Below are 20,024 nucleotides of genomic sequence, written 5' to 3' on the forward strand. Positions count from 1 at the left end.
CCACCGTGACTCAATACGTTCTCATTGCGCTGGGCGTTCTGGTCGTCATACTGACCGTCGTCGCCATCTTCGATCTGTTGCCGCCGCTGCGCATCGTTCCTGACGATACGCACTTCGATTTCACGCGCTTTCGCCGCATCAGCTTTCCCATTTCGGCCGCACTTTCGATTTTCGCGATCGTGCTGTTCTTCACCCACGGGCTGAATTTCGGCATCGACTTCAGGGGCGGTACGCTCCTCGAGGTGCAGAACAAGTCCGGTCCCGCCGACATCGGCGCGATGCGTGCGACTTTGAGCGCGCTCGGGCTCGGCGAGGTCCAGTTGCAGCAATTCGGCGGTCCGAACGACGTGCTGATCCGGGTGGCCGAGCAGCCGGGCGGCGACGCCGCGCAGCAGGCGGCCGTGCAGAAGGTTCGCGGCGCGCTCGGTGACAGCGTCGAATACCGCCGCGTCGAAGTGGTGGGACCGCGCGTTTCCGGCGAACTGCTGGCTTATGGCATGCTTGGCCTGATGCTCGCGATTGTCGGCATCCTGATCTATCTCTGGTTCCGGTTCGAATGGCAGTTCGCGCTCGGCGCCATGATCGCCAACGTCCACGATATCGTGCTGACGATCGGCTTCATGTCGATCTCGCAGGTCGATTTCGACCTCACCAGTATCGCGGCCCTATTGACGATCCTCGGCTACTCCCTGAACGACACCGTCGTGATCTATGACCGCATCCGGGAAATGCTGCGGCGCTACAAGAAAATGCCGATGCCGCAGCTTTTGAACGAATCCATCAATTCGACGCTGTCGCGCTCGATCATCACCCACGTCACGGTGACGCTGGCGTTGCTGGCGCTGTTGTTGTTCGGCGGTCACGCGATCCACAGCTTTACGGCCGTCATGGTGTTCGGCGCGCTGCTGGTTGGCACCTACACCTCGATCTTCATCGCCGCGCCGATCCTGATCTATCTCGGCGTTGGTGAGCACCGCGAGGCGCCGGATACGCCTGCGAAGAAGCCGGATACGTCGGCAAAGAAATAGCCATGGCAACATCCTCGGACGCTCCACATCTTCCGAGGCCGGCACCGATCGAAGCCTACGGCAAGGGCGGCTTCGCTTTCGCCGACATGTCGCATCGCGGCTCGCTGCTGTGCCTGCCGGACGGCATCTGGGCCTGGCCGGTGACGAAGCCCGCCGAGATCGATCAACATTCGCTGGACCGCGTGTTCAAGGCGGCCAATTCCATCGATACGCTGATCGTCGGCACCGGCACCGAAATCTGGCTGCCCCCGCGCGGGCTGCGCGAGGCGCTACGGACGGTCAGGGTGGTGCTGGACCCGATGCAGACGGGGCCAGCGATCCGCACCTACAACATCATGCTGGGCGAGCGGCGGCGCGTCGCAGCGGCGTTGATCGCGGTGCCATGAGCGCCGCGGCGACGTCAAAAGATTCCGCTGCGTTCTGCGCCGATCTGGTGCGCACGCACGATTTTGTCCGCTATGCCTCGACGCTGTTCCTGCCTCAGGTCCAGCGCCGCGCACTGCTGTCGATCTATGCCTTCAACGTCGAGATTTTGCGCGTGCGCGAGCAGGTTAGCCAGCCGTTGCCGGGCGAAATCCGGCTGCAATGGTGGACCGACATGCTGGGAGGCGCCGGTCACGGCGGCGTCGAAGGCAACCCGGTCGCAGCCGAACTCCTGCAGACCATTGCCGAATTCCGCCTGCCGATCGAGCCGCTGTCGCGGCTGATCGAGGAGCATCAGTTCGACCTCTACAACGATCCGATGCCGTCGATGGCGGCGCTGGAAGGCTATGTCACCGACACCTCGTCGGCGCTGTTCTCGCTGGCTGCGCGGATTGCGGCACAGCCGTCGGTGGCGATCGACCATCTCTCCCGCCATGCGGGTCTCGCCCAGGGTATGGCGCAGGTGATCGCAGCGCTGCCGCTCGATGCTGCGCGGCGGCAGTTGTTCGTGCCACTGCAACTGCTGCAGCAGCACGGCAGCGGGATGGAGCAGGTCTTTTCGGGCAAGCAGACGCCGCAGGCGCGTGCCGCGATCGATCAGTTGATCGGGGAGGGGCGAACACATCTCCGTACGGCCTTCGAGCTGCTCGCGCATGTGCCGCCTCAAGTGCGGCCGGTATTCCTTCCGCTGGCGATGGTTCGTCGCGATCTGGAGCGGATGTCACGGGCTGACGTCGATCCGTTCGTGCCGCATGCAACGTCACGACTCCGGACGCTGTGGACGCTCTGGCGCGCCTCGCGCTCGCGGGAGTTTGGCGGGTAAGAGGGCTCTTGGCATTCCCCGGATGCTGCGCAGCGCGTCGCACTTGCGACGTGGTGCGCTGCTGATCCGGGGTCCATCATTGCCGCCAAGTGGGTCCCGGTTCTGCGATGCAGCGCGAAGTGCGCTGCATCGCGCCCGGGACACGAGCAATCAGTTCGATTGCGAATTCAACTCGCTAGTTTCGAAATTGAACCGGTCCCGCAAATTCTTCCGGCTCTCCAAAATGTCCCTCAGGAACGCGCGGTCGATATCGCTCGTGATCAGCGGCTCGATCAGGTCGAGCTGGTTCATGGCGACGAGCTGCAGGATCTCCGTGCGCGGCTTGCCGGCGGCATCGCGGGGCAGGGCATGCACCACCTGGATATGCTCAGGCGGCTTGACGCCCTTGGCTGCGGCGAGCTCGCGGCCCAACTGCTTTTCCAGCGCGACGTTATCGGCCTCGACGAAGGCATACAGCCCAACACCGGTACGGCGGTCGGCGAACGCAACGATGGCGGTATCGCGCACTTCGGGATTTTTCCTGATCAGGGCGCTCAGCACCGGCGCGTCGTTGACCAGCCGGCGGCCGCCGCCTTCGCGATCGGTGAAGTTGAACAGGCCGCGGGTGATGGCCTGATAGACCTTCTTGCCGGTCTTGAGCCAGATGCTGGCGACAAAGGACTTGCGCGCCAAAATCTTGCGCTCCATCGGCGTCAGCGCCGCCGGCGCATAGCTGCGCTTGTGCTTCAGCATATGCCGCAGATCCTCGTAGGCCGCGATCCGGAATAATCGGCTGCGGGACTTGAAGCACGCCGCGAGTTGGAAATCGGTGAGGTAGGCGCGGCCGTCGCGGCCCACCAGCCAATTCTGCTCCTTGGCGAGATCGTTGTGGCAGATGCCGGCGCGGTGCAGCTTGCGAAGAGCGAGCTTGGCGGAGCGGAAATAGGCGATGTCGCCATGGGGCTTTGCCAGATGCAGCGCGACGCCGTCGATGAACCCGCGCACCAGTGCCCGCCGTCCGTCCCATAGCAGTCTCGGGCCGACGTCGAGATCGCGCGCCAGCGCCAGGGCGCGGCGCTCGCGGACGAACAGATGTTGAGCGAGCGGATAGGACCATAGCGGCACCTGATCGATCCGGCGCAGCACCGCATCGACCTCACCGGTGTCGTCGCGGAAACGGCCGCGTTCAACCGTCGAGAACACGTCGCGCTTTAGCAGCACGCCTTCGATCCATCGCGCCGACAAAATGGCAGCGTCGTCTTTCGGCAAGCCCATGATGTTACGCCGCCGCCGCTACGCGCAGATGATCGGCTATCCAGCGATCGAGATCGGTCAGCGCACGGGCACTGAGCGCCTGCTTCTTGGCGACTGTCTTCTCATTGCCGCGCAGCCTGCTGCCATCGGCCTTCTTGGTCGGCACGCTGGCAAGCGGGGGAAACAGGCCGAAATTGATGTTCATCGGCTGGAACGAGCGTGTTCCGGCCTCGATCGTTTCGATGTGGCCGCCGGTGATATGGCCGAGCAGCGAGCCCAGCGCCGTCGTCGCAGGCGGCGGTTCGAGCGACTGTCCTCGCGCATTAGCCGCAGCGTAGAGACCTGCGATCAGGCCGATGCTGGCGGATTCCACATAGCCCTCGCAGCCGGTCATCTGTCCGGCAAAGCGCAGCCGCGGCTGCGCGCGCAGCCGCAATTGCCCATCCAGGAGCTTTGGCGAGTTCAGGAAGGTGTTGCGATGCAGGCCGCCGAGCCGCGCGAATTCGGCGTTCTCCAGCCCCGGAATGGTGCGGAACACGCGCTGCTGCGCGCCGTAGTTCAGCTTGGTCTGGAAGCCGACCATGTTGTAGAGCGTGCCGAGCTTGTTGTCCTGCCGTAGCTGCACGATGGCGTAGGCCTTGACCGTCGGGTTGTGCGGATTGGTCAGCCCGACCGGCTTCATCGGCCCGTGCCGCAATGTCTCGTGGCCGCGCTCGGCCATCACCTCGACCGGCAGGCAGCCGTCGAAATAGGGCGTATTGGTTTCCCAGTCCTTGAAGTCCACCTTCTCGCCGGCGAGCAATGCCGCGACGAAGGCGTCATATTGCTCCTTCGTCATCGGGCAGTTGATGTAATCGGCGCCGGTGCCGCCGGGCCCGACCTTGTCGTAGCGCGACTGGAACCACGCCACCGACATGTCGATGGAGTCCTTGTGCACGATCGGCGCGATCGCATCGAAGAATGCCAGCGCGTTCTCGTCGGTGAGTTCGCGAATGGCCTCCGCCAGCGACGCGGAGGTGAGGGGGCCGGTCGCGACGATCACGTTGCCCCATTCGGCCGGCGGCAGACCGGCAATTTCGGTGCGATCGATCTCGATCAGGGGGTGATCGTGCAGGGCTTTGGTGACGGCGGCGGAAAACCCGTCGCGGTCGACCGCCAGCGCCCCGCCTGCGGGCACCTGATTGGCGTCGGCGGAGCGCATGATCAGCGAGCCCAGCCGGCGCATTTCGGCGTGCAGCAGGCCAACAGCGTTGTTGGCGGCATCGTCCGAGCGGAACGAGTTGGAGCAGACGAGTTCGGCCAAGCCCTCGGTGCGGTGCGCCTCGGTCATTCGCAAGGGGCGCATCTCATGCAGGACCACGCGAACGCCCGCATTGGCGATCTGCCAGGCCGCTTCCGAGCCGGCGAGGCCGCCGCCAATCACATGGACGGTGTCAGTTTGGGGAGTGTTGGAAATCATGCGCGCAGGGTTAGCGCGTTTTCGCGCCTGGCGCACCTACGAAGCGCTTCCAAGCGAAGCCTGCCCGGTGCAAACGATAACGCCCGCAGCGGGGCGGGCGTTATCCGTTCATCCAGGCGCGGCTGAGCAATGATCAGCCGTTATAGTTTCCGGCGGCAACGCGCGGAATGTCCGAACGATCAAGGCCAATATCGGCCAGTTCCCGATCGCTGAGCTGGGACAGTTCGCTGACATTGCGCTGATAATCCCGGAAAGCCTGGATCATGCGGATGAGCGAGAGCAACATGGTAGTCTCCTTGCAGTTACGATTCAGCCCTTGGAGGACGGCTTCATCGTTGAAATGAATATAGCTCGGTTTTTTGCAGTGCAGAACTTCCTATGTTGCGATGCAGCTAATCCTAAAACGCATAGCGACGGTAACGGCCGCTTAACCTGTCGGCAGAGTAGCGGGTTAGCCGGCAGAAGCGCGCGATGTCGCGCACCAAGCATGTAAAGTAATGCCGTAAATTTGCGGGCTTCTCGTAATCGTCAGATAACCCTTAACTGGCAACTAAGGAGGCCGGAAACCAGCTCGAGGGCTCCTCAAGGTGGACAAAACGTGCCGCAAATACCGACGTCCTTGAAATTTTCTTATGCGCGAATCGCATGCCATGCGCAGAACAAAAATGAATATAAATTCATTATTACTGTGGACAGTCGCAACATGGCTGCCGCAGTGGCAGCCTTAGTGAACGGGCCGGCCTGCGAGAGACCGGTCACCAACCAAGGCCGGGCCTTTGAGTTTCGTGTTAGGGCGCCCGCGAAAGCTGTGTCGCGAAATAGCCGATGGTCTTTGCGTAGACCTCGCTCTTGTTCCACTCCTTGATCGCAGCGAAATTGGCGCCGCCAGGTTCCCAGTCCTTGCCGCGCTGCCAGCCGTGGTTGGCGAGGAAATTGGCGGTCGAGGCCAGCACGTCGGGCGGGCTGCGCAGGAGGTCGCGGCGGCCGTTGCCGTCGAAGTCGACCGCGAACTTGATGTAGGACGACGGCATGAACTGGGTCTGGCCGATTTCGCCGGCCCAGGCGCCGCGCATTTCCTGCGGCGCGATATCGCCGCGTTCAACGATGCGTAGTGCGTCCATCAACTCGGCCTTGAACATGTCGGTGCGGCGGCAATCATAAGCCAGCGTTGCCAGCGCGCGCAGCGTCGGGAATTTTCCGATGTTGACGCCGTAATCGGTTTCCAGGCCCCAGATCGCCACCAGCACTTCGCCGGGCACGCCATACGCCTGTTCGATGCGCCCGAGCACCGAGCCGTATTGCTTGAGCATGTTGGAGCCACGCGTCAGCCGGGGCGGGACCATGCGGCCGGAGAATTCCTCAAAACTCTGGCTGAAGACCTTTTGCGATTGGTCGCGGGCCAGCACGCTCTTGTCTAGCGTGACGCCGGTCAAGCCAGCCTGGATGGCGGACGCCGATATTCCCTTGGAGGCCGCTTCCTTCTTGAGGTCTTCCAGCCATGTTTCGAACGGGCCCGTGCCGCAGGGCGCCGCGAGCGCGGCCGCCGAGGTCAGTAACAGCGCGCCCAAGGTCAGGGCGCGCAGGGAAAGGCGAGAGATCATCGTGCCGTTCGCTCCACGATCGATGCGTCTTCGGATTAGTGTCGACGCCACGCCGAATGTTCGAAGCAAGGTCGGCCAAAACAAGGCTTATGTAGGTGCGCGTAATGCTATTCCGTTGAACGTGCTCAATTCATCGTTAGTGAGAGGTGAACAATCAAACCGCCGGTCGGATTCGACTGGCGGTTTGATTGATCAGGTTCCGTGCAGGCCTATAGGTTATCCCTGCGCCGCCAGGGGAACAGATTGGCCGGGAAATCGGCTGCAGGCTTGCGTTCGCGGTGCACACGGGGCGGAAGCGGCTGCGGATCGAGTTCCGGCTCTATCGTCTCCCGATAGAGATGCCAGGTCGCGTGCCCGAGCAGCGGGATGATGACGGCAAGGCCGAGGAAGAACGGCAACGTTCCCGCGACCAGCAGCACTGCGACGATCAAGCCCCAGGCCGCCATCGGCACCGGGTTGCGTGCGACCGCGCGCAGCGAGGTCACCATCGCATCGCCAGCGTCGGCATGACGGTCCAGCATCAGCGGGAACGAGACCACGCTGATGCAGAGCGCGACGAGGGCAAACAGGAAGCCGACGCCGCAGCCAACCACGATTAGCCACCAGCCTTGTGGTGTCGTCAGCACGCGCGTCGCGAAATCGGAAAAGCCGGTCGCTCCCTCATAGCCGAACGCCGCGATGTAGATCGCCTGCGCGGTCGCCACCCAAGTCACGAAAAGTGCCAGCAGCAGCACGCCGAGTCCGAGCATCGCGCCGAACGACGGCGAGCGTACTACCTCGAGCGCATCCCAAGCGGTTGCCGGTTCACGGCGTTCGCGACGGCGGCTCATCTCGTAGAGGCCGAGCGCCGCGAATGGGCCAATCAGGGCGAAGCCGGCGGCCAGCGGAAACAACAGCGGTATGACAGAATAGCCGAGAACGGCGCGTGCCAGCACCAGTCCGAGAACGGGATAGATCACACACAGGAGGATGGCGTGGCTTGGCACCGCCTTGAAATCTTCCCAGCCGCGCCGCAACGCGCGGCCGAGTTCGGCTAAGCCGATGGTTCGGATGACTGGCGCGGCAGCGGTATCCGGTGCGCGCTGCGCCATCGATGTGACATTGCCGTGATAGGTGGCCATGGTCGCTGTCTCCCTCATGGTCGCATCGCGCGCCAATCGAAAGACGCACACGCGCCGTTTCACAAAACGATCACGATCAGGCCAGACGCGAAGACAGAAGTGGAACTGGCCGTGTCGCGAACTGTCGAGATAGGATACTTCCAAACAGCAACAAACGCACTCACGCATAGGTGAATGTTTCATTGGCAAGCTTCCCTTGGGTGGCTAGACTTGCGACCGATCCCGGCGTGGTGCTGCCGGTCAAACAGTGCCGCCAAAGACTCACCCCATCCTCAAGTCATTGGGAGCAAAACGATGAGCATTTTCGGAAAAATCATGAGCGCGATCTTCGGCACCAAGGCAGACGCTGCGCCGGCTGGCGGCGGCGCGGCCGCGGGGGCCGAGTCATCCAGTGCGGCCGCTGCACCGGCCGCTGCGACCGTCGACGTCGCGCCGATCCTCGACCAGGCGGTGAAGGCCAAGGGCGAGAAGCTGGCGTGGCGGACTTCGATCGTCGATCTGATGAAGGCGCTCGACATCGATTCCAGTTTCGCCGCGCGCAAGGAGCTCGCGAAAGAACTCGGCTACACCGGGGACAGCAACGATTCCGCCAGTATGAACATCTGGCTGCACAAGCAGGTCATGGCCAAGCTGGCCGCCAATGGTGGCAAGCTGCCGCCTGATATCAAGCACTGACGCTTCGCTCGGTCCTGACATGCGAAGGTCCGCGCCGACGCGGGCCTTCTTTTTTGGTGCGATTGCAACGCAGCAACGCGCAAACGGTATCTACTTAGCGGAGAAAACGCTGTAGATGCAGGCGAAAAGAAGACTCATAAAACAAGGAGGATGCCAATGAGCAATGTTGATCGCAGGACCATTCTGGCCACGGGCGCGCTGGCGCTGGCGGGTACAGCGGCGCAAGGGGGCACGGCCGCAGCGCAGGCCGGTCCGAAATCGATTTTTCCGGTTGGCACGACGACCATACCCATCGTCGGCGAGACCGATGTTTTTCCGGTGCGGCGGATCTATTGCATTGGGCGTAACTATGCCGCGCATGCCCGCGAAATGGGCTCGGATCCTAATCGCGAGCCGCCGTTCTTCTTTCAAAAGCCGACCGACGCGATCCAGAATGTCGCCATCGGTACGGTTGGCGACCATCCGTATCCGTTGCTGACCAAGAACTATCATTACGAGGTCGAGCTGGTGGCGGCGCTGAAATCGGGCGGCACCAAGATCCCCGTGGAGCAGGCGCTCGATCATGTCTACGGCTATGCGTTGGGCCTCGACATGACGCGGCGCGATCTGCAGCGGGCAATGGGCGACGAGAAGAAGCCATGGGAAATCGGCAAGAGTTTTGATCGCTCCGCGGTGCTCGGGCCGATTCATCCAGCCACGAAGATCGGCCATTTTACCAAGGGCGCGATCTCGCTGGCGGTGAATGGTACCGTCAAGCAAAACTCCGATCTGCGGAATATGATCTGGAACGTGGCGGAGCAAATCGCCAAGCTTTCGGAAGCTTTCGAACTCAAGGCGGGTGACATCATCTATTCGGGCACGCCGGAAAATGTCGGTCCCGTCGTGAAGGGCGACGTTATCCTGTGCAAGCTCGAGGGCCTGCCGGATATGTCGATCCGGATTACGTGAGAGTGCCACCTATCGCCGTCGCCCCTGCGTTTCGCAGGGACGACGGTGGTTTGCGAAGCTGCGTTGGCTCACCCCGTCAGATCGGCGAATTCCGGATTTCTGCGCAGATAATCCACGACAAAGCCGCATCCGGCGATGACCTTGCGTCCATCGGCGCGGATCAGTTCGAGCGCGCCTCTGATCAGCTTAGAAGCGACGCCGCGGCCGCGCAGGGCGCGCGGCGTTTCGGTATGGGTGATGATGACCGCCGCGGGCGTGACGCGATAATTCGCAAATGCCACGGCGCCATCGATATCGAGTTCGAAGCGGTTTTGAGCCTTGTTGTCGCGGACGGCGGCCATGTAACGATTCCTGGATGATTCACCGTTTGACTTAGAGACATGAACTCGCCGATGCAAACCGGCGACGAACGGACAACTGCCTTGCTGATATGCTGTCTTGACCCCTGCATTGCTGGGCACCGCGGCGATATCGTCGCAACCGACCACCTCAACGAGCGTGCTGGCGCAAGCGCGAGAGCGCGCGGCGGCTCTGTGCAGTGCAATAAGGACGCGCAATCGCACAGGAACTTTGCCGGCGAGGCCTTGCAACCGTGGGTGAGGTTCCTACGTCTTTCGGATGACATACGCCGCTAGGGCGGCCGGGTCTGGGTTCGATATCGGAAATGCTGTGATCGCGGCCGCCGACGTATGCCTCTTTTCAAGGGGAGGTCTACAATGTCGGGCTTTGGTTTCATCAGCAAGCATCGCACGTGGGAAGATTGGTTAGGCATGCTGCTTGGCGTGCTGATCGTGGTATCGCCGTGGTTTCCGTTCTCCAGCCACGACGTGATGGACGCCGAACGTAGCACCATGATCCTCAATACGTTCGTGATCGGTATGCTGGTCTTCGGTCTGGCCCAGCTCGAATATGTCGCACTGCAGCGCTGGGAGGAGGTGGGGGAGATCGCGCTCGGCCTCTGGCTGGCCGCTTCGCCCTTCATCTTCGGCTATGCCGGTGACGACATGCTTCGGGCCTGGCACGTCGCCCTCGGTGGGATCGTCGTCCTGCTGGGCGCGCTTCAGCTCTGGCAGGACTGGCGCTTGAGCGAGCAGGAACTGGCCAACCATCCGCAGTAAATTCTGGAGAGCCCGTCGGCTCCACACATGGCTGGCGGGCTCTCGATTCAATTCTAATACTTGAATGAGACGATAAGCGGGGCGCGGACGGCACCCTTGATGTCGGTCGATCTTCCATTGGCCGACGAAAATCATTTGCGCGAGCTTGTGGACGCGAACGCGTGGCTGGATCATGGTAACGTCGGCCCGCTGGCGGGGAGACTATCATGGCCGGTAAGCCGCGACGGCGGATTTGAGCTCACAGCGGCCTTTCTGCTATCGTTGCCATGAGATGTTCTGTTTTCCGAAGCGTGATGGTTGATTCCCTGTGACTGAAACGGTGACCATTCCTATTCCGCGCGGCGGTCTCGCGCGGATGTCGCGCCGGGTGATGAATCTGGCGCATATGCTGACCCAGAATGCCCGCCGTCATGGCGACCGCATTGGCTTCATTTGGGGTGACAAATCCTGGACCTGGCGGGAGATCGATGGTGCCGTGTCGGTTCTGGCCGCAGGCCTCGCCGCGCGCGGTATCGCCAAGGGCGACCGCATTCTCGTCCATTCCAAAAATTGCGACGAGATGTTCTGGTCGATGTTCGCGGCGTTTCGGCTCGGCGCAGTTTGGGTGCCGACCAATTTCCGCCTGATGCCGGACGAGGTCGCCTATCTCGCCAGCGCCTCCGGTGCGAAGGCGTTTTTGTGCCATGGTGATTTCCCCGATCACGCTACCGCGGCAGCCAATCCCGCGCTCGAATTCATCTGGCGGATCGGCGAGGGCGCCCTCGGCGAGAAGACGGTCAGTGACGTGATCGCCGAGCATGCTGGCGCTAAGGTCGAGAATGCGGCGGTCGACTACGACGATCCCTGCTGGTTCTTCTTCACCTCGGGCACGACCGGGCGCTCCAAGGCCGCGGTTCTTACCCATGGGCAGATGGCTTTTGTGGTGACAAATCATCTCGCCGATTTGATGCCGGGCACGACGGAGACGGATGCCTCGCTGGTGGTCGCGCCGCTGTCGCACGGCGCCGGCGTGCACCAGCTCGTGCAGGCGGCGCGCGGCGTACCGACCATTCTGCTGCCGTCGGAAAAATTCGACATCGCCGAAGCGTTCCGGCTGATTGAGGCCCATCGCGTCAGCAACATCTTTACCGTACCGACGATTTTGAAGATGATGGTCGAGCATCCGGCGGTCGACAAATATGATCATTCCTCGCTGCGCTTCGTGATCTATGCCGGCGCACCGATGTATCGCGAGGACCAGAAGGCCGCGCTGAACAAACTCGGCAAGGTGCTCGTGCAGTATTTCGGCCTCGGCGAGGTCACCGGCAACATCACGGTGATGCCGGCCAGTCTGCACGACACGGAGGACGGCCCGCAGGCCCGCATCGGCACCTGCGGTTTCGAGCGCACCGGCATGCAGGTGTCGATCCAGGGCGATGACGGGCGCGAGCTCAAGCCGTTCGAGACCGGTGAGATCTGCGTGATCGGCCCCGCCGTGTTCGCCGGCTATTATGACAACCCCGAGGCCAACGCGAAGGCGTTTCGCGACGGCTGGTTTCGCACCGGTGATCTCGGCCACATGGACGAGGAGGGATTCGTTTACATCACCGGCCGCGCCTCGGACATGTACATCTCCGGCGGCTCCAACATCTATCCGCGCGAGGTCGAGGAGAAGATCCTCACCCATCCCGCGATCGGCGAGGTGGCGGTGCTCGGCGTGCCCGATCCGTTCTGGGGCGAGGTAGGGGTCGCCGTCTGCGTCGCGCGCGAGGGCGCTACTACTGTGAGCGAGGCGGAGCTTGCCGCATTCCTGGCGCCCAAGGTGCCGCGCTACAAAATGCCGAAGCGCTTCTTCTTCTGGGAGGCGCTGCCGAAATCCGGCTATGGCAAGATTCCGAAGCGGCTGGTTCGCGATGAGCTGGAGGCGAGGGGACTGCTTGAGCTTGTTGCCAAAACGGGTAGCTGAGCCGATGCGCAGCATCGCGCAGCCCGGGCCGCCCGCGCCCGAGCGCATCCAATGGGTCGAGGCGCAGGGGCGGGCGTTCTCGTTCACGCTGCAGGCGGATCTGCCGCTGCTCGAGGCTGCGCGCCGCGGCTTTACAGAGGCCGGATTTTCCGGCGGCGTGTTGAGCATGCGGGGAGGGGCACTCGGGCCGTTTGCCTATGTGATGCCGGCGCTGTCGAAGACCGGCGCCAATGCCGCGTTCTACAGCGACACGTTCCGGCCCGCCGGCATCACGCGGCTGAAGCTCGGCGCGATGACGCTCGGCGAGCGCGACGGCGCGCCGTTCTTCCATTGCCACGGGCTGTGGACCGAGACGGACGGACATCTGCACGGCGGCCACATTCTTCCCGAGGAAAGCATCGTCGCCGAATCGTTCGCGGTGGAAGCATTCGGCATCGACGGCGCGATGTTTGTGGCCGAGCCCGATCCCGAGACCAATTTCAAATTGTTCGGGCCGGTGGCATGCGCCGGTACGGATGTCAAAGCCGACAGTCGCGCCTTCGCGCTGCGGCTGCGGCCGAACCAGGATTTTGCAGCGGCGCTGGAGACTTTCTGCCGGCAGCACGGAATCCTGCGTGCGCGGATTCACGGCGGCGTCGGCTCCACCATCGGCGCGCATTTCACGGATGGCCGAACCGTGGTGCCGTTTGCGACCGAGCTTGCGATCAAAGCCGGCATGATCGCGCCCGGCGCCGACGGCATACTGCAGGCTGAGCTCAATATCGCGCTGGTCGATTATCTCGGCGACATCGCCGAGGGCCGGCTGATGCGCGGCGACAATCCCGTGCTGATGACAATGGAGCTGGTGCTGGAGGTGGTGTGAGCTCGTCATGACTGCCGTAGGGTGGGCAAAGGCACGCAGTGCCGTGCCCACCATCCGGCATCATCACGATCTGCAGATGGTGGGCACGCTACGCTTTGCCCACCCTACAGTTCTCGACTTCTCGCCTCACCTGAAGTGATAGTTCACGCCGACTTTGATGGTGTGGAAGTCGACCGTACCGGAGTCAAACACGTCGCCGCCCAGATTATAGGTCTCGCTGCCGAGGCTGGTGTACATGTATTCGGCCTTGGCCGACCAGTTCGGCGTGAACAAATATTCGAGGCCGCCGCCGATGGTGTATCCGGTGTGAGACTGGCTATCCGAAATCGACACGCCGAGCGCTGGAATGGAAACGGAGTCCTTTCTGTTGGCCCACGCAAAACCGCCCTTGGCGTAGATGAGGGCCGCATCCAATGCGAAGCCCGCGCGGCCGGTCACGCTGCCGAACGAGTTGATCTTGATTTCCTCCGTGGCCAGGACGCCCGCGCCGTTGTCTAAGGTGAGGCTGTCCTTGATGCTGGCGCCAGCGGCGTCCACTTCGACACCGAATACGAACTGACTGCCTGGGAATTGCCAGTTGTAGCCGATAGTGCCGCCGCCGAAGCCGCCGCCGCCATCGCCCTCGCTCTCCCAGCCATAGCCACCCATAGCGCCGATATAGAAGCCGGACCAGTTATACGCCGCAACCACCGCCGCCGGGGGAGCCGCCTTGGCGTAGGGCCGCGCCCGCAGGTCGGCGGCCGAGGCCGCGCTCGCGACCGAAAGAGCCACACCAGCTAAAAGTAGTCGTTTCATATTTTGTCCCCTGAAGTTGAACACTCGTATAACCCCCTGCAGGCCCCATAGCGGACCGATTGCACCGGCATGGTGACGTATCGTTTTCGGAAAGCGGACGCGAATGCGCCCCCAAAGAGCCGTTTGCAAGCGACGTTTGCGCGGATGTGAGAACGTCGCTCGCAGGTTAACCATACGTCATGCATGCCGGCAAAAATTGGACCGAAGCGCGTTCGCTGATTGGCGCGGACAGGTTGCTATTTCGACAGCAGTGCGGCGACGTGTTGCGTAAAACGCGTTCGCGATCTGCGAGAGAGAGTCGCGCGCCTCGCAGGATGGTGGGCAGGCAGGCTCGTGTTAGCGCCGCTTTCGAACGTGAACGTTGATGTCGAGATCGATCTCGTTGACGCAGGTCTGTGTCGTGCGATGCGAGCGGCCCTCATGCCAGCGGCCCTCGCGCGTGCGCGGATTTCTGACATTCGCGAGCTTCAGGCAGCGCCATTGCGGCAGCGGGCCGCTGCTTTCGCCGGCAAACTGCCAGGCCAGCACGACCTCTTCGCCGCTCTTGTTGGTGCCGATGATGTGCGGGCATAGTTCGCGAAGGCGGCCGTCATAGACGCAGACGACCTGCTGCTCGCCGAGGATGGCATTGCGGAAGAGGGTGTAGGCGGCGCTCGGCATCGGCAGGATACCATCTAGGATTGTACGGCATTGTCTGTATAACCGTTACGAATGACTTTGTTCCGCGGGGCTGCGAACCATGGCTTACAAACGCAATCGTGCGATCAATCTGCCGGCGCCGTACCTCAAGCGCATCTGGCTGGAGCCGGCACGGATCACCAACCGCGAGGCCTATCCGTTCTGCCTGCCGCTGCTGCGCGATGAGTTCGAACTGAGTTTCAGCAAGGCGATCACGATCATCGTCGGCGAGAATGGCACCGGGAAATCGACCTTGCTCGAAGGCATTGCCGTGCTCGCCGGCTATGATGAAGCCGGCGGCGGCAAGGGGTACATGCCGGTCGACCACTCCGACGCGCTGGAGAAGATGGGCGGCAGTCTCTCGGCGGCGCTTCGGGCAAGCTGGCTACCGAGGATTACCAACGGATGGTTCTTCCGTGCCGAGAGTTTCTTCTCGGTTGCAAGATATCTGGACAAGGCGGCGCTGGACGATCCATTTGGGCCCGCCACCGCCGGACTTCCTATCTCATTCGCACGGCGAAGGCTTCTTGCGCTTCTTCGAAGAGCGCTGCCAGCGGCAGGGCATCTTCATCTTCGACGAACCGGAATCCGCGCTCTCGCCATCGCGCCAGATCGAGTTTCTGAAACTGATGCGGCGGATGGACCAGATCGGCCATTGCCAGATCATTATGGCCACCCATTCGCCTGTCCTGATGGCCTATCCAAACGCGACGCTGCTGCGGCTGACGAAATATGGGCTGGAGCCGGTGACGGTACGCGAGACCGACCACTACAAGGTCCTGCGCGAATTTTGCGACGATCCGGACGGATTCGTGCAGGCGGCGATCGAGGAGTGAAGGTTGTAGGCTGAGTGGGGCGTGAGCGAAACCCGCCGTCACACTTACAGTGACAAAGGGCAAGGGATGGGGGATCGCTCTTGAGGTTCAACGCTTCTCGTAGTATGTTTACGCCATGATCAGGTCGTGGCGGAATTCGACGACCCGCAAGGTTTGGGAGGGCGACCGGCCGAACCACTTTCGCGGGCTTGATTTCGAAGCAGCCATCGATTTGTTGCTGGCGCTGAATGTTGCAAAATCGCTCGGCGACCTAAGTCCATTGAAAAGCGTCGGCCTGCACAAGCTTAAGGGCGACCGCAAAGGTCAATGGGCAATGACGGTCAACGATCGCTGGCGCATTTGTTTCGAATTTCGAAAAGGCGACGCCCACGAGGTTGAAATCGTGGACTATCACAAAGGTTGAAGATTATGTCTCCTGTCGTACACCCTGGCCGCCTGCTGAAACGCGAATTGGCAGCCCGCAAGCTCAGTGCAAATCGGCTATCGCTGGATATCGGCGTTCCTTCAGGCCGCATTACCGATATCCTTAATTTTCGTCGCGCGATCACTGCGGACACCGCAGTTCGGCTCGGCCGCTATTTTGGCAATAGCGCTCAGTTCTGGCTCGATCTGCAAGGCCAATATGACATCAGCGTGGTGGAGCGCGAGAAGGGCGCGGAGATCGCGAAGCGCGTCAGGCCTGCGGACGCTGCGTGAGATGTTTGGTTCCGCTTATCGCGCCGGAGCAGCACGCAAGCGCGCAGCTCGTCCACAGCGACGATAATCGAGATTTTCGAGCGACAGGTCGCCGAGAAGCGGCGCATGAATGATTTTCTGGAGCGGATCGCCGCGTCGCTGGGAAGCGAGGTTGGCAACAGGCAAGTGAGGTGAGGGCCCGGCAGGACTATTTGAGGTGAGCCAACGGATCCGGCCTGTCGGCCGGCCTCGTTGGCTCTACACCGCTGCAGACTTTGTCGCAGGCTGGATCATCTACTCCGGGCTTGGTTGTGCTATTATATCGGCCGAACAAGGGAAAACAGGGAGGACGCCATGCCTCATACCCTGGTGCCCAGTGATCGCGTCGAGCGCGTAAACGTCTATGGGCGCGACGGCACAAAACTCGGCTCGATCGAGCGGCTGATGCTCGACAAGGTGAGCGGAATGGTTGCCTACGCCGTGATCAAAACTGGCGGACTGCTCGGCAGCCACCATCATTGTCCGATCCGCGATTTGATCCCGCGCGTCAGGCCTACCAATCCGACGTGACACTGGAGGACCTGCGCGCCGGCCCGTCCGAGCTCGATGACGACGTCCGAGCTTGACGACTTGGGGCGATCGCTCGCGACCGCATCCGCATTATTGGGGGGTGTAGCGACGATCGGAGAGTGCGGGTGTGGGGAGGGTAGAGCTTCGCTCTACCGATCTTACGTCGGCGTCGCTACTCCGCCGCCTCGCTCGCGCTGGTGCTCTTCCGCGGCTTGCCATCCGCCTTCTTCAGCACCGGTGCCAAAAACTTCCCCGTATAGCTCCGCGGCGCTTTCACGATGTCCTCCGGCGGGCCCCAGGCGACGATTTCGCCGCCGCCGTCGCCGCCTTCGGGGCCGAGGTCGATGACCCAATCGGCGGTCTTGATGACTTCGAGATTGTGCTCGATGACGACCACCGTGTTGCCCTGGGCGACCAGCTCGTGGAGCACTTCCAGAAGCTTTGCGACGTCGTGGAAGTGCAGGCCCGTCGTCGGCTCGTCCAGGATGTAGAGCGTGCGGCCGGTGGCGCGCTTTGAGAGCTCTTTGGCGAGCTTGACGCGCTGGGCTTCGCCGCCGGACAAGGTCGTCGCCTGCTGGCCGACGTGGATATAGTCCAAGCCGACGCGGTGCAGCGTCTTGAACGTCTCGCGCACGCGCGGCACCGCCTTGAAGAATTCGGCGGCTTCTTCCACCGTCATGTCGAGCACATCCGAGATCGACTTGCCCTTGAACAGGACCTCTAACGTCTCGCGGTTGTAGCGCTTGCCCTTGCAGGTGTCGCAGGTGACGTAGACGTCGGGCAAAAAGTGCATCTCGATCTTGATGACGCCGTCGCCCTGGCAGGCCTCGCAGCGGCCGCCCTTGACGTTGAAGGAGAATCGGCCGGGCTCGTAGCCGCGCGCCTTGGCTTCGGGCAGGCCGGCAAACCATTCGCGGATCGGGGTGAAGGCGCCGGTATAGGTCGCAGGGTTGGAGCGCGGGGTGCGGCCGATCGGCGACTGATCGATATCGATGATCTTGTCGATATGCTCCAGCCCCTCGATGCGGTCATGGGGGGCGGCGCCTTCGCTGGCGTTGTTGAGTTTGCGCGCGATGGCACGGTAGAGCGTGTCGATCAGCAGCGTGGACTTGCCGCCGCCGGAAACGCCGGTGACGCAGGTGAATAGCCCCAACGGAATTTCCGCCGAGACGTTTTTCAGATTGTTGCCGCGGGCGTTGACGACCTTGATGGTGCGGCGATGGTTCGGCGGCCGGCGCTCGGGGATCGGCACCGACAATTCGCCGGTGAGGTATTTGCCAGTCAGCGATTTTGGATTCCGCATGATGTCGGCGGGCGTGCCTTGCGCCACGATATGGCCACCATGCATGCCGGCGCCGGGGCCGATGTCGAGCACGTAATCCGCCAGACGTATCGCGTCCTCGTCATGCTCGACCACGATCACGGTATTGCCGAGGTCGCGCAGCCGCTTCAGCGTCTCCAGCAGGCGCGCATTGTCGCGCTGGTGCAGGCCGATCGAGGGCTCGTCCAGCACATAGAGCACGCCGGTCAGCCCCGAGCCGATCTGCGAAGCGAGGCGGATGCGCTGGCTTTCGCCGCCGGAGAGCGTGCCGGAAGAGCGCGAGAGCGTGAGGTAATTCAGGCCGACGTCGAGCAGGAAGGACAGCCGCTCGCGGATCTCCTTCAGGACGCGCGCGGCAATCTCATTCTGCTGGTCGTTGAGCGCCTTCGGTACGCTTTCGAACCATTCGCCGGCGCGCTTCACCGACATTTCCGAGATCTCGCCGATATGCTTGCCGCCGATCTTGACGCAGAGCGCCTCCGGCTTGAGCCGATGGCCCTTGCAGGCCTCGCAGGGGATATCGGAGAAATACTTTGCCAGCTCCTCGCGCGCCCATTCGCTCTCGGTCTCGCGGTAGCGGCGCTCGAGGTTGGTGATGACGCCCTCGAACGGCTTTTTGGTATCGTAGGAGCGAACGCCATCCTCGTAGGAGAATTTTATCTCGTCGTCGCCGGAGCCGTGCAGCAGGGCTCCTTGCGTCTTCTTCGGCAGGTCCTTCCACTTGGTGTCGAGCGTGAACTTGTAGAACTTTCCGAGCGCGGTCAGCGTCTGGATGTAATAGGGCGAGGACGACTTGGCCCAGGGCGCGATTGCGCCCTTGCGCAAGGTCAATTCCTTGTCGGGAATGACGAGGTCCTCGTCGATGTGCTGCTCGATGCCGAGGCCGCCGCAGGCGGGGCAGGCGCCATAGGGATTGTTGAACGAGAACAACCGCGGCTCGATTTCAGGAATTGTGAATCCGGAAACCGGGCAGGCGAATTTCTCCGAGAACAGAATCCGCTCCGGCCCGCTCTTGTCGTGGATCTTTGCGGTTTTCTTCTTGTCCTCGGCCGCAGGCGCGCCCGCCGGCGCGTCGGCATATTCGATCACCGCGAGTCCCTCGGCGAGCTTCAGCGCGGTCTCAAAGCTTTCGGCGAGCCGCTGGCCGAGATCGGAACGGACCACGATGCGATCGACCACGACGTCGATGTCGTGCGGGAATTTCTTGTCGAGCGTCGGCGCCTCCGACAGCTCATAGAAGGTGCCGTCAATCTTGACGCGCTGAAAACCCTTCTTGAGCCATTCGGCGAGCTCTTTCTTGTACTCGCCTTTGCGGCCGCGCACGACCGGCGCCAGCAGATAGAGCCGGGTGCCTTCGGGCAGCGCCAGCACGCGATCGACCATCTGCGAGACGACCTGGCTTTCAATCGGCAATCCGGTGGCCGGCGAATAGGGTACGCCGACGCGCGCCCATAGCAAGCGCATGTAGTCGTAGATCTCGGTGACGGTGCCGACCGTGGAGCGCGGGTTCTTCGAGGTGGTCTTCTGCTCGATCGAGATCGCAGGAGACAGGCCGTCGATCTGATCGACATCCGGCTTCTGCATCATCTCCAGAAACTGACGCGCGTAAGCGGAGAGCGACTCGACGTAGCGGCGCTGGCCCTCGGCATAGATGGTATCGAAGGCGAGCGAGGATTTGCCGGAGCCGGAGAGGCCGGTGAACACGACGAGCTTGTCGCGGGGAATCTCGAGATCGACATTCTTGAGATTGTGCTCGCGCGCACCGCGGATGGTAATCGCACGCGATGCGGAGCCGGCGTTCTGTTGGCGCTTCGCCCTTAGCACTTCATCCATATCGGCATTTCCAGACGCGCGATTACGCGCCGCGTTGGGCGCGCATCGCCGGGCAAGGCCGGGATCAGGCGCCGTTGATT

The 20,024-nt window shown here is 62.3% G+C and carries 20 protein-coding genes and 1 pseudogene; 12 read left to right on the forward strand and 9 right to left on the reverse strand.

What is annotated here, in order from left to right; all coding sequences use genetic code 11:
* The first annotated feature begins 5 nt into the window (after nucleotides 1-5).
* Genes secF through V1277_RS30600 form a run of 3 tightly spaced genes read left to right on the forward strand, consistent with a single transcriptional unit; the run spans nucleotide 6 to nucleotide 2,274 of the window.
* The gene (gene secF, locus V1277_RS30590) at nucleotides 6-1,028 is read left to right on the forward strand and encodes a protein translocase subunit SecF (protein WP_334419449.1); all 1,023 of its coding nucleotides are present in this window, start codon (nucleotides 6-8) and stop codon (nucleotides 1,026-1,028) included.
* A 2-nt stretch (nucleotides 1,029-1,030) separates the two neighbouring features.
* Complete coding sequence (locus V1277_RS30595; protein ID WP_334419451.1) at nucleotides 1,031-1,414, forward strand: Mth938-like domain-containing protein; 384 nt, start codon at nucleotides 1,031-1,033, stop codon at nucleotides 1,412-1,414.
* A complete protein-coding gene (locus V1277_RS30600) occupies nucleotides 1,411-2,274 on the forward strand; it encodes a phytoene/squalene synthase family protein (RefSeq protein ID WP_334419452.1) in 864 nt (287 codons plus the stop codon). Before V1277_RS30595 ends, V1277_RS30600 begins: the two co-directional genes overlap by 4 nt.
* 150 nt (nucleotides 2,275-2,424) lie before the next feature.
* Here V1277_RS30600 and V1277_RS30605 read toward each other — a convergent pair whose 3' ends face one another.
* From V1277_RS30605 to V1277_RS30625, 5 genes are all read right to left on the reverse strand, one after another.
* On the reverse strand, nucleotides 2,425-3,528 hold the full coding sequence (locus V1277_RS30605; RefSeq protein WP_334419453.1) for a serine/threonine protein kinase: 1,104 nt from the start codon (nucleotides 3,526-3,528) through the stop codon (nucleotides 2,425-2,427).
* A gap of 4 nt (nucleotides 3,529-3,532) precedes the next feature.
* Nucleotides 3,533-4,966: a methylenetetrahydrofolate--tRNA-(uracil(54)-C(5))-methyltransferase (FADH(2)-oxidizing) TrmFO gene (gene trmFO / locus V1277_RS30610; protein WP_334419454.1), complete on the reverse strand. Its 1,434-nt coding sequence runs from the start codon at nucleotides 4,964-4,966 to the stop codon at nucleotides 3,533-3,535.
* A gap of 133 nt (nucleotides 4,967-5,099) precedes the next feature.
* Entirely contained in the window at nucleotides 5,100-5,252 is a 153-nt protein-coding gene (locus V1277_RS30615) for a DUF1127 domain-containing protein (RefSeq protein WP_074278622.1), read from the reverse strand.
* A gap of 502 nt (nucleotides 5,253-5,754) precedes the next feature.
* Entirely contained in the window at nucleotides 5,755-6,567 is an 813-nt protein-coding gene (locus tag V1277_RS30620; RefSeq protein WP_334419455.1) for a lytic murein transglycosylase, read from the reverse strand.
* Nucleotides 6,568-6,776: 209 nt separating this feature from the next.
* Entirely contained in the window at nucleotides 6,777-7,688 is a 912-nt protein-coding gene (locus V1277_RS30625; RefSeq protein WP_334419456.1) for a DUF2189 domain-containing protein, read from the reverse strand.
* A gap of 294 nt (nucleotides 7,689-7,982) precedes the next feature.
* On the opposite strand from V1277_RS30625, the gene V1277_RS30630 reads away from it, so the two are divergent.
* Together V1277_RS30630 and V1277_RS30635 are read left to right on the forward strand one after the other, a co-directional pair.
* Nucleotides 7,983-8,363 (forward strand): DUF3597 domain-containing protein, encoded by a 381-nt coding sequence (locus V1277_RS30630; RefSeq protein WP_334419457.1) that lies wholly within the window; start codon nucleotides 7,983-7,985, stop codon nucleotides 8,361-8,363.
* A 156-nt stretch (nucleotides 8,364-8,519) separates the two neighbouring features.
* Nucleotides 8,520-9,311 carry a fumarylacetoacetate hydrolase family protein gene (locus V1277_RS30635; protein ID WP_334419458.1) on the forward strand — a complete coding sequence of 264 codons (792 nt, stop codon included), beginning with the start codon at nucleotides 8,520-8,522 and terminating at the stop codon, nucleotides 9,309-9,311.
* Between the two features lie 68 nt (nucleotides 9,312-9,379).
* Here V1277_RS30635 and V1277_RS30640 read toward each other — a convergent pair whose 3' ends face one another.
* Nucleotides 9,380-9,652, reverse strand: coding sequence for a GNAT family N-acetyltransferase (locus tag V1277_RS30640; RefSeq protein ID WP_334375235.1), 273 nt, complete (start codon nucleotides 9,650-9,652; stop codon nucleotides 9,380-9,382).
* Nucleotides 9,653-10,027: 375 nt separating this feature from the next.
* Between V1277_RS30640 and V1277_RS30645 the strand changes: the two genes are divergently transcribed.
* From V1277_RS30645 to V1277_RS30655, 3 genes are all read left to right on the forward strand, one after another.
* Nucleotides 10,028-10,429 carry an SPW repeat protein gene (locus V1277_RS30645; protein WP_334419460.1) on the forward strand — a complete coding sequence of 134 codons (402 nt, stop codon included), beginning with the start codon at nucleotides 10,028-10,030 and terminating at the stop codon, nucleotides 10,427-10,429.
* Nucleotides 10,430-10,736: 307 nt separating this feature from the next.
* Nucleotides 10,737-12,374, forward strand: a complete 1,638-nt coding sequence (locus tag V1277_RS30650; protein WP_442894539.1) for an acyl-CoA synthetase — start codon at nucleotides 10,737-10,739, stop codon at nucleotides 12,372-12,374.
* 4 nt (nucleotides 12,375-12,378) lie between these two features.
* Nucleotides 12,379-13,236: a PCC domain-containing protein gene (locus V1277_RS30655; protein WP_334419463.1), complete on the forward strand. Its 858-nt coding sequence runs from the start codon at nucleotides 12,379-12,381 to the stop codon at nucleotides 13,234-13,236.
* A 126-nt stretch (nucleotides 13,237-13,362) separates the two neighbouring features.
* Here the strand turns inward: V1277_RS30655 and V1277_RS30660 are convergent, their stop codons facing one another.
* Together V1277_RS30660 and V1277_RS30665 are read right to left on the reverse strand one after the other, a co-directional pair.
* Nucleotides 13,363-14,031 (reverse strand): outer membrane protein, encoded by a 669-nt coding sequence (locus V1277_RS30660; protein ID WP_334420497.1) that lies wholly within the window; start codon nucleotides 14,029-14,031, stop codon nucleotides 13,363-13,365.
* 336 nt (nucleotides 14,032-14,367) lie between these two features.
* Nucleotides 14,368-14,691, reverse strand: a complete 324-nt coding sequence (locus tag V1277_RS30665; RefSeq protein ID WP_334419464.1) for a hypothetical protein — start codon at nucleotides 14,689-14,691, stop codon at nucleotides 14,368-14,370.
* Between the two features lie 79 nt (nucleotides 14,692-14,770).
* Here V1277_RS30665 and V1277_RS30670 point away from each other — a divergent pair.
* The 4 genes and pseudogenes from V1277_RS30670 to V1277_RS30685 all read left to right on the forward strand — a co-directional run bounded on the left by V1277_RS30670 (nucleotide 14,771) and on the right by V1277_RS30685 (nucleotide 16,790).
* A pseudogene (locus V1277_RS30670) lies at nucleotides 14,771-15,545 on the forward strand (AAA family ATPase).
* 115 nt (nucleotides 15,546-15,660) lie between these two features.
* On the forward strand, nucleotides 15,661-15,948 hold the full coding sequence (locus V1277_RS30675) for a type II toxin-antitoxin system RelE/ParE family toxin (RefSeq protein WP_334419465.1): 288 nt from the start codon (nucleotides 15,661-15,663) through the stop codon (nucleotides 15,946-15,948).
* A gap of 5 nt (nucleotides 15,949-15,953) precedes the next feature.
* Nucleotides 15,954-16,241 carry a HigA family addiction module antitoxin gene (locus V1277_RS30680; protein ID WP_334419466.1) on the forward strand — a complete coding sequence of 96 codons (288 nt, stop codon included), beginning with the start codon at nucleotides 15,954-15,956 and terminating at the stop codon, nucleotides 16,239-16,241.
* 333 nt (nucleotides 16,242-16,574) lie between these two features.
* Nucleotides 16,575-16,790, forward strand: a complete 216-nt coding sequence (locus V1277_RS30685) for a PRC-barrel domain-containing protein (RefSeq protein ID WP_334419467.1) — start codon at nucleotides 16,575-16,577, stop codon at nucleotides 16,788-16,790.
* 172 nt (nucleotides 16,791-16,962) lie between these two features.
* Here V1277_RS30685 and uvrA read toward each other — a convergent pair whose 3' ends face one another.
* Nucleotides 16,963-19,944, reverse strand: a complete 2,982-nt coding sequence (uvrA, locus tag V1277_RS30690) for an excinuclease ABC subunit UvrA (protein ID WP_334419468.1) — start codon at nucleotides 19,942-19,944, stop codon at nucleotides 16,963-16,965.
* Between the last annotated feature and the right edge of the window lie 80 nt (nucleotides 19,945-20,024).

The organism is Bradyrhizobium sp. AZCC 1588 (assembly GCF_036924735.1).
In the GTDB taxonomy this organism is placed as follows: Bacteria; Pseudomonadota; Alphaproteobacteria; order Rhizobiales; family Xanthobacteraceae; genus Bradyrhizobium.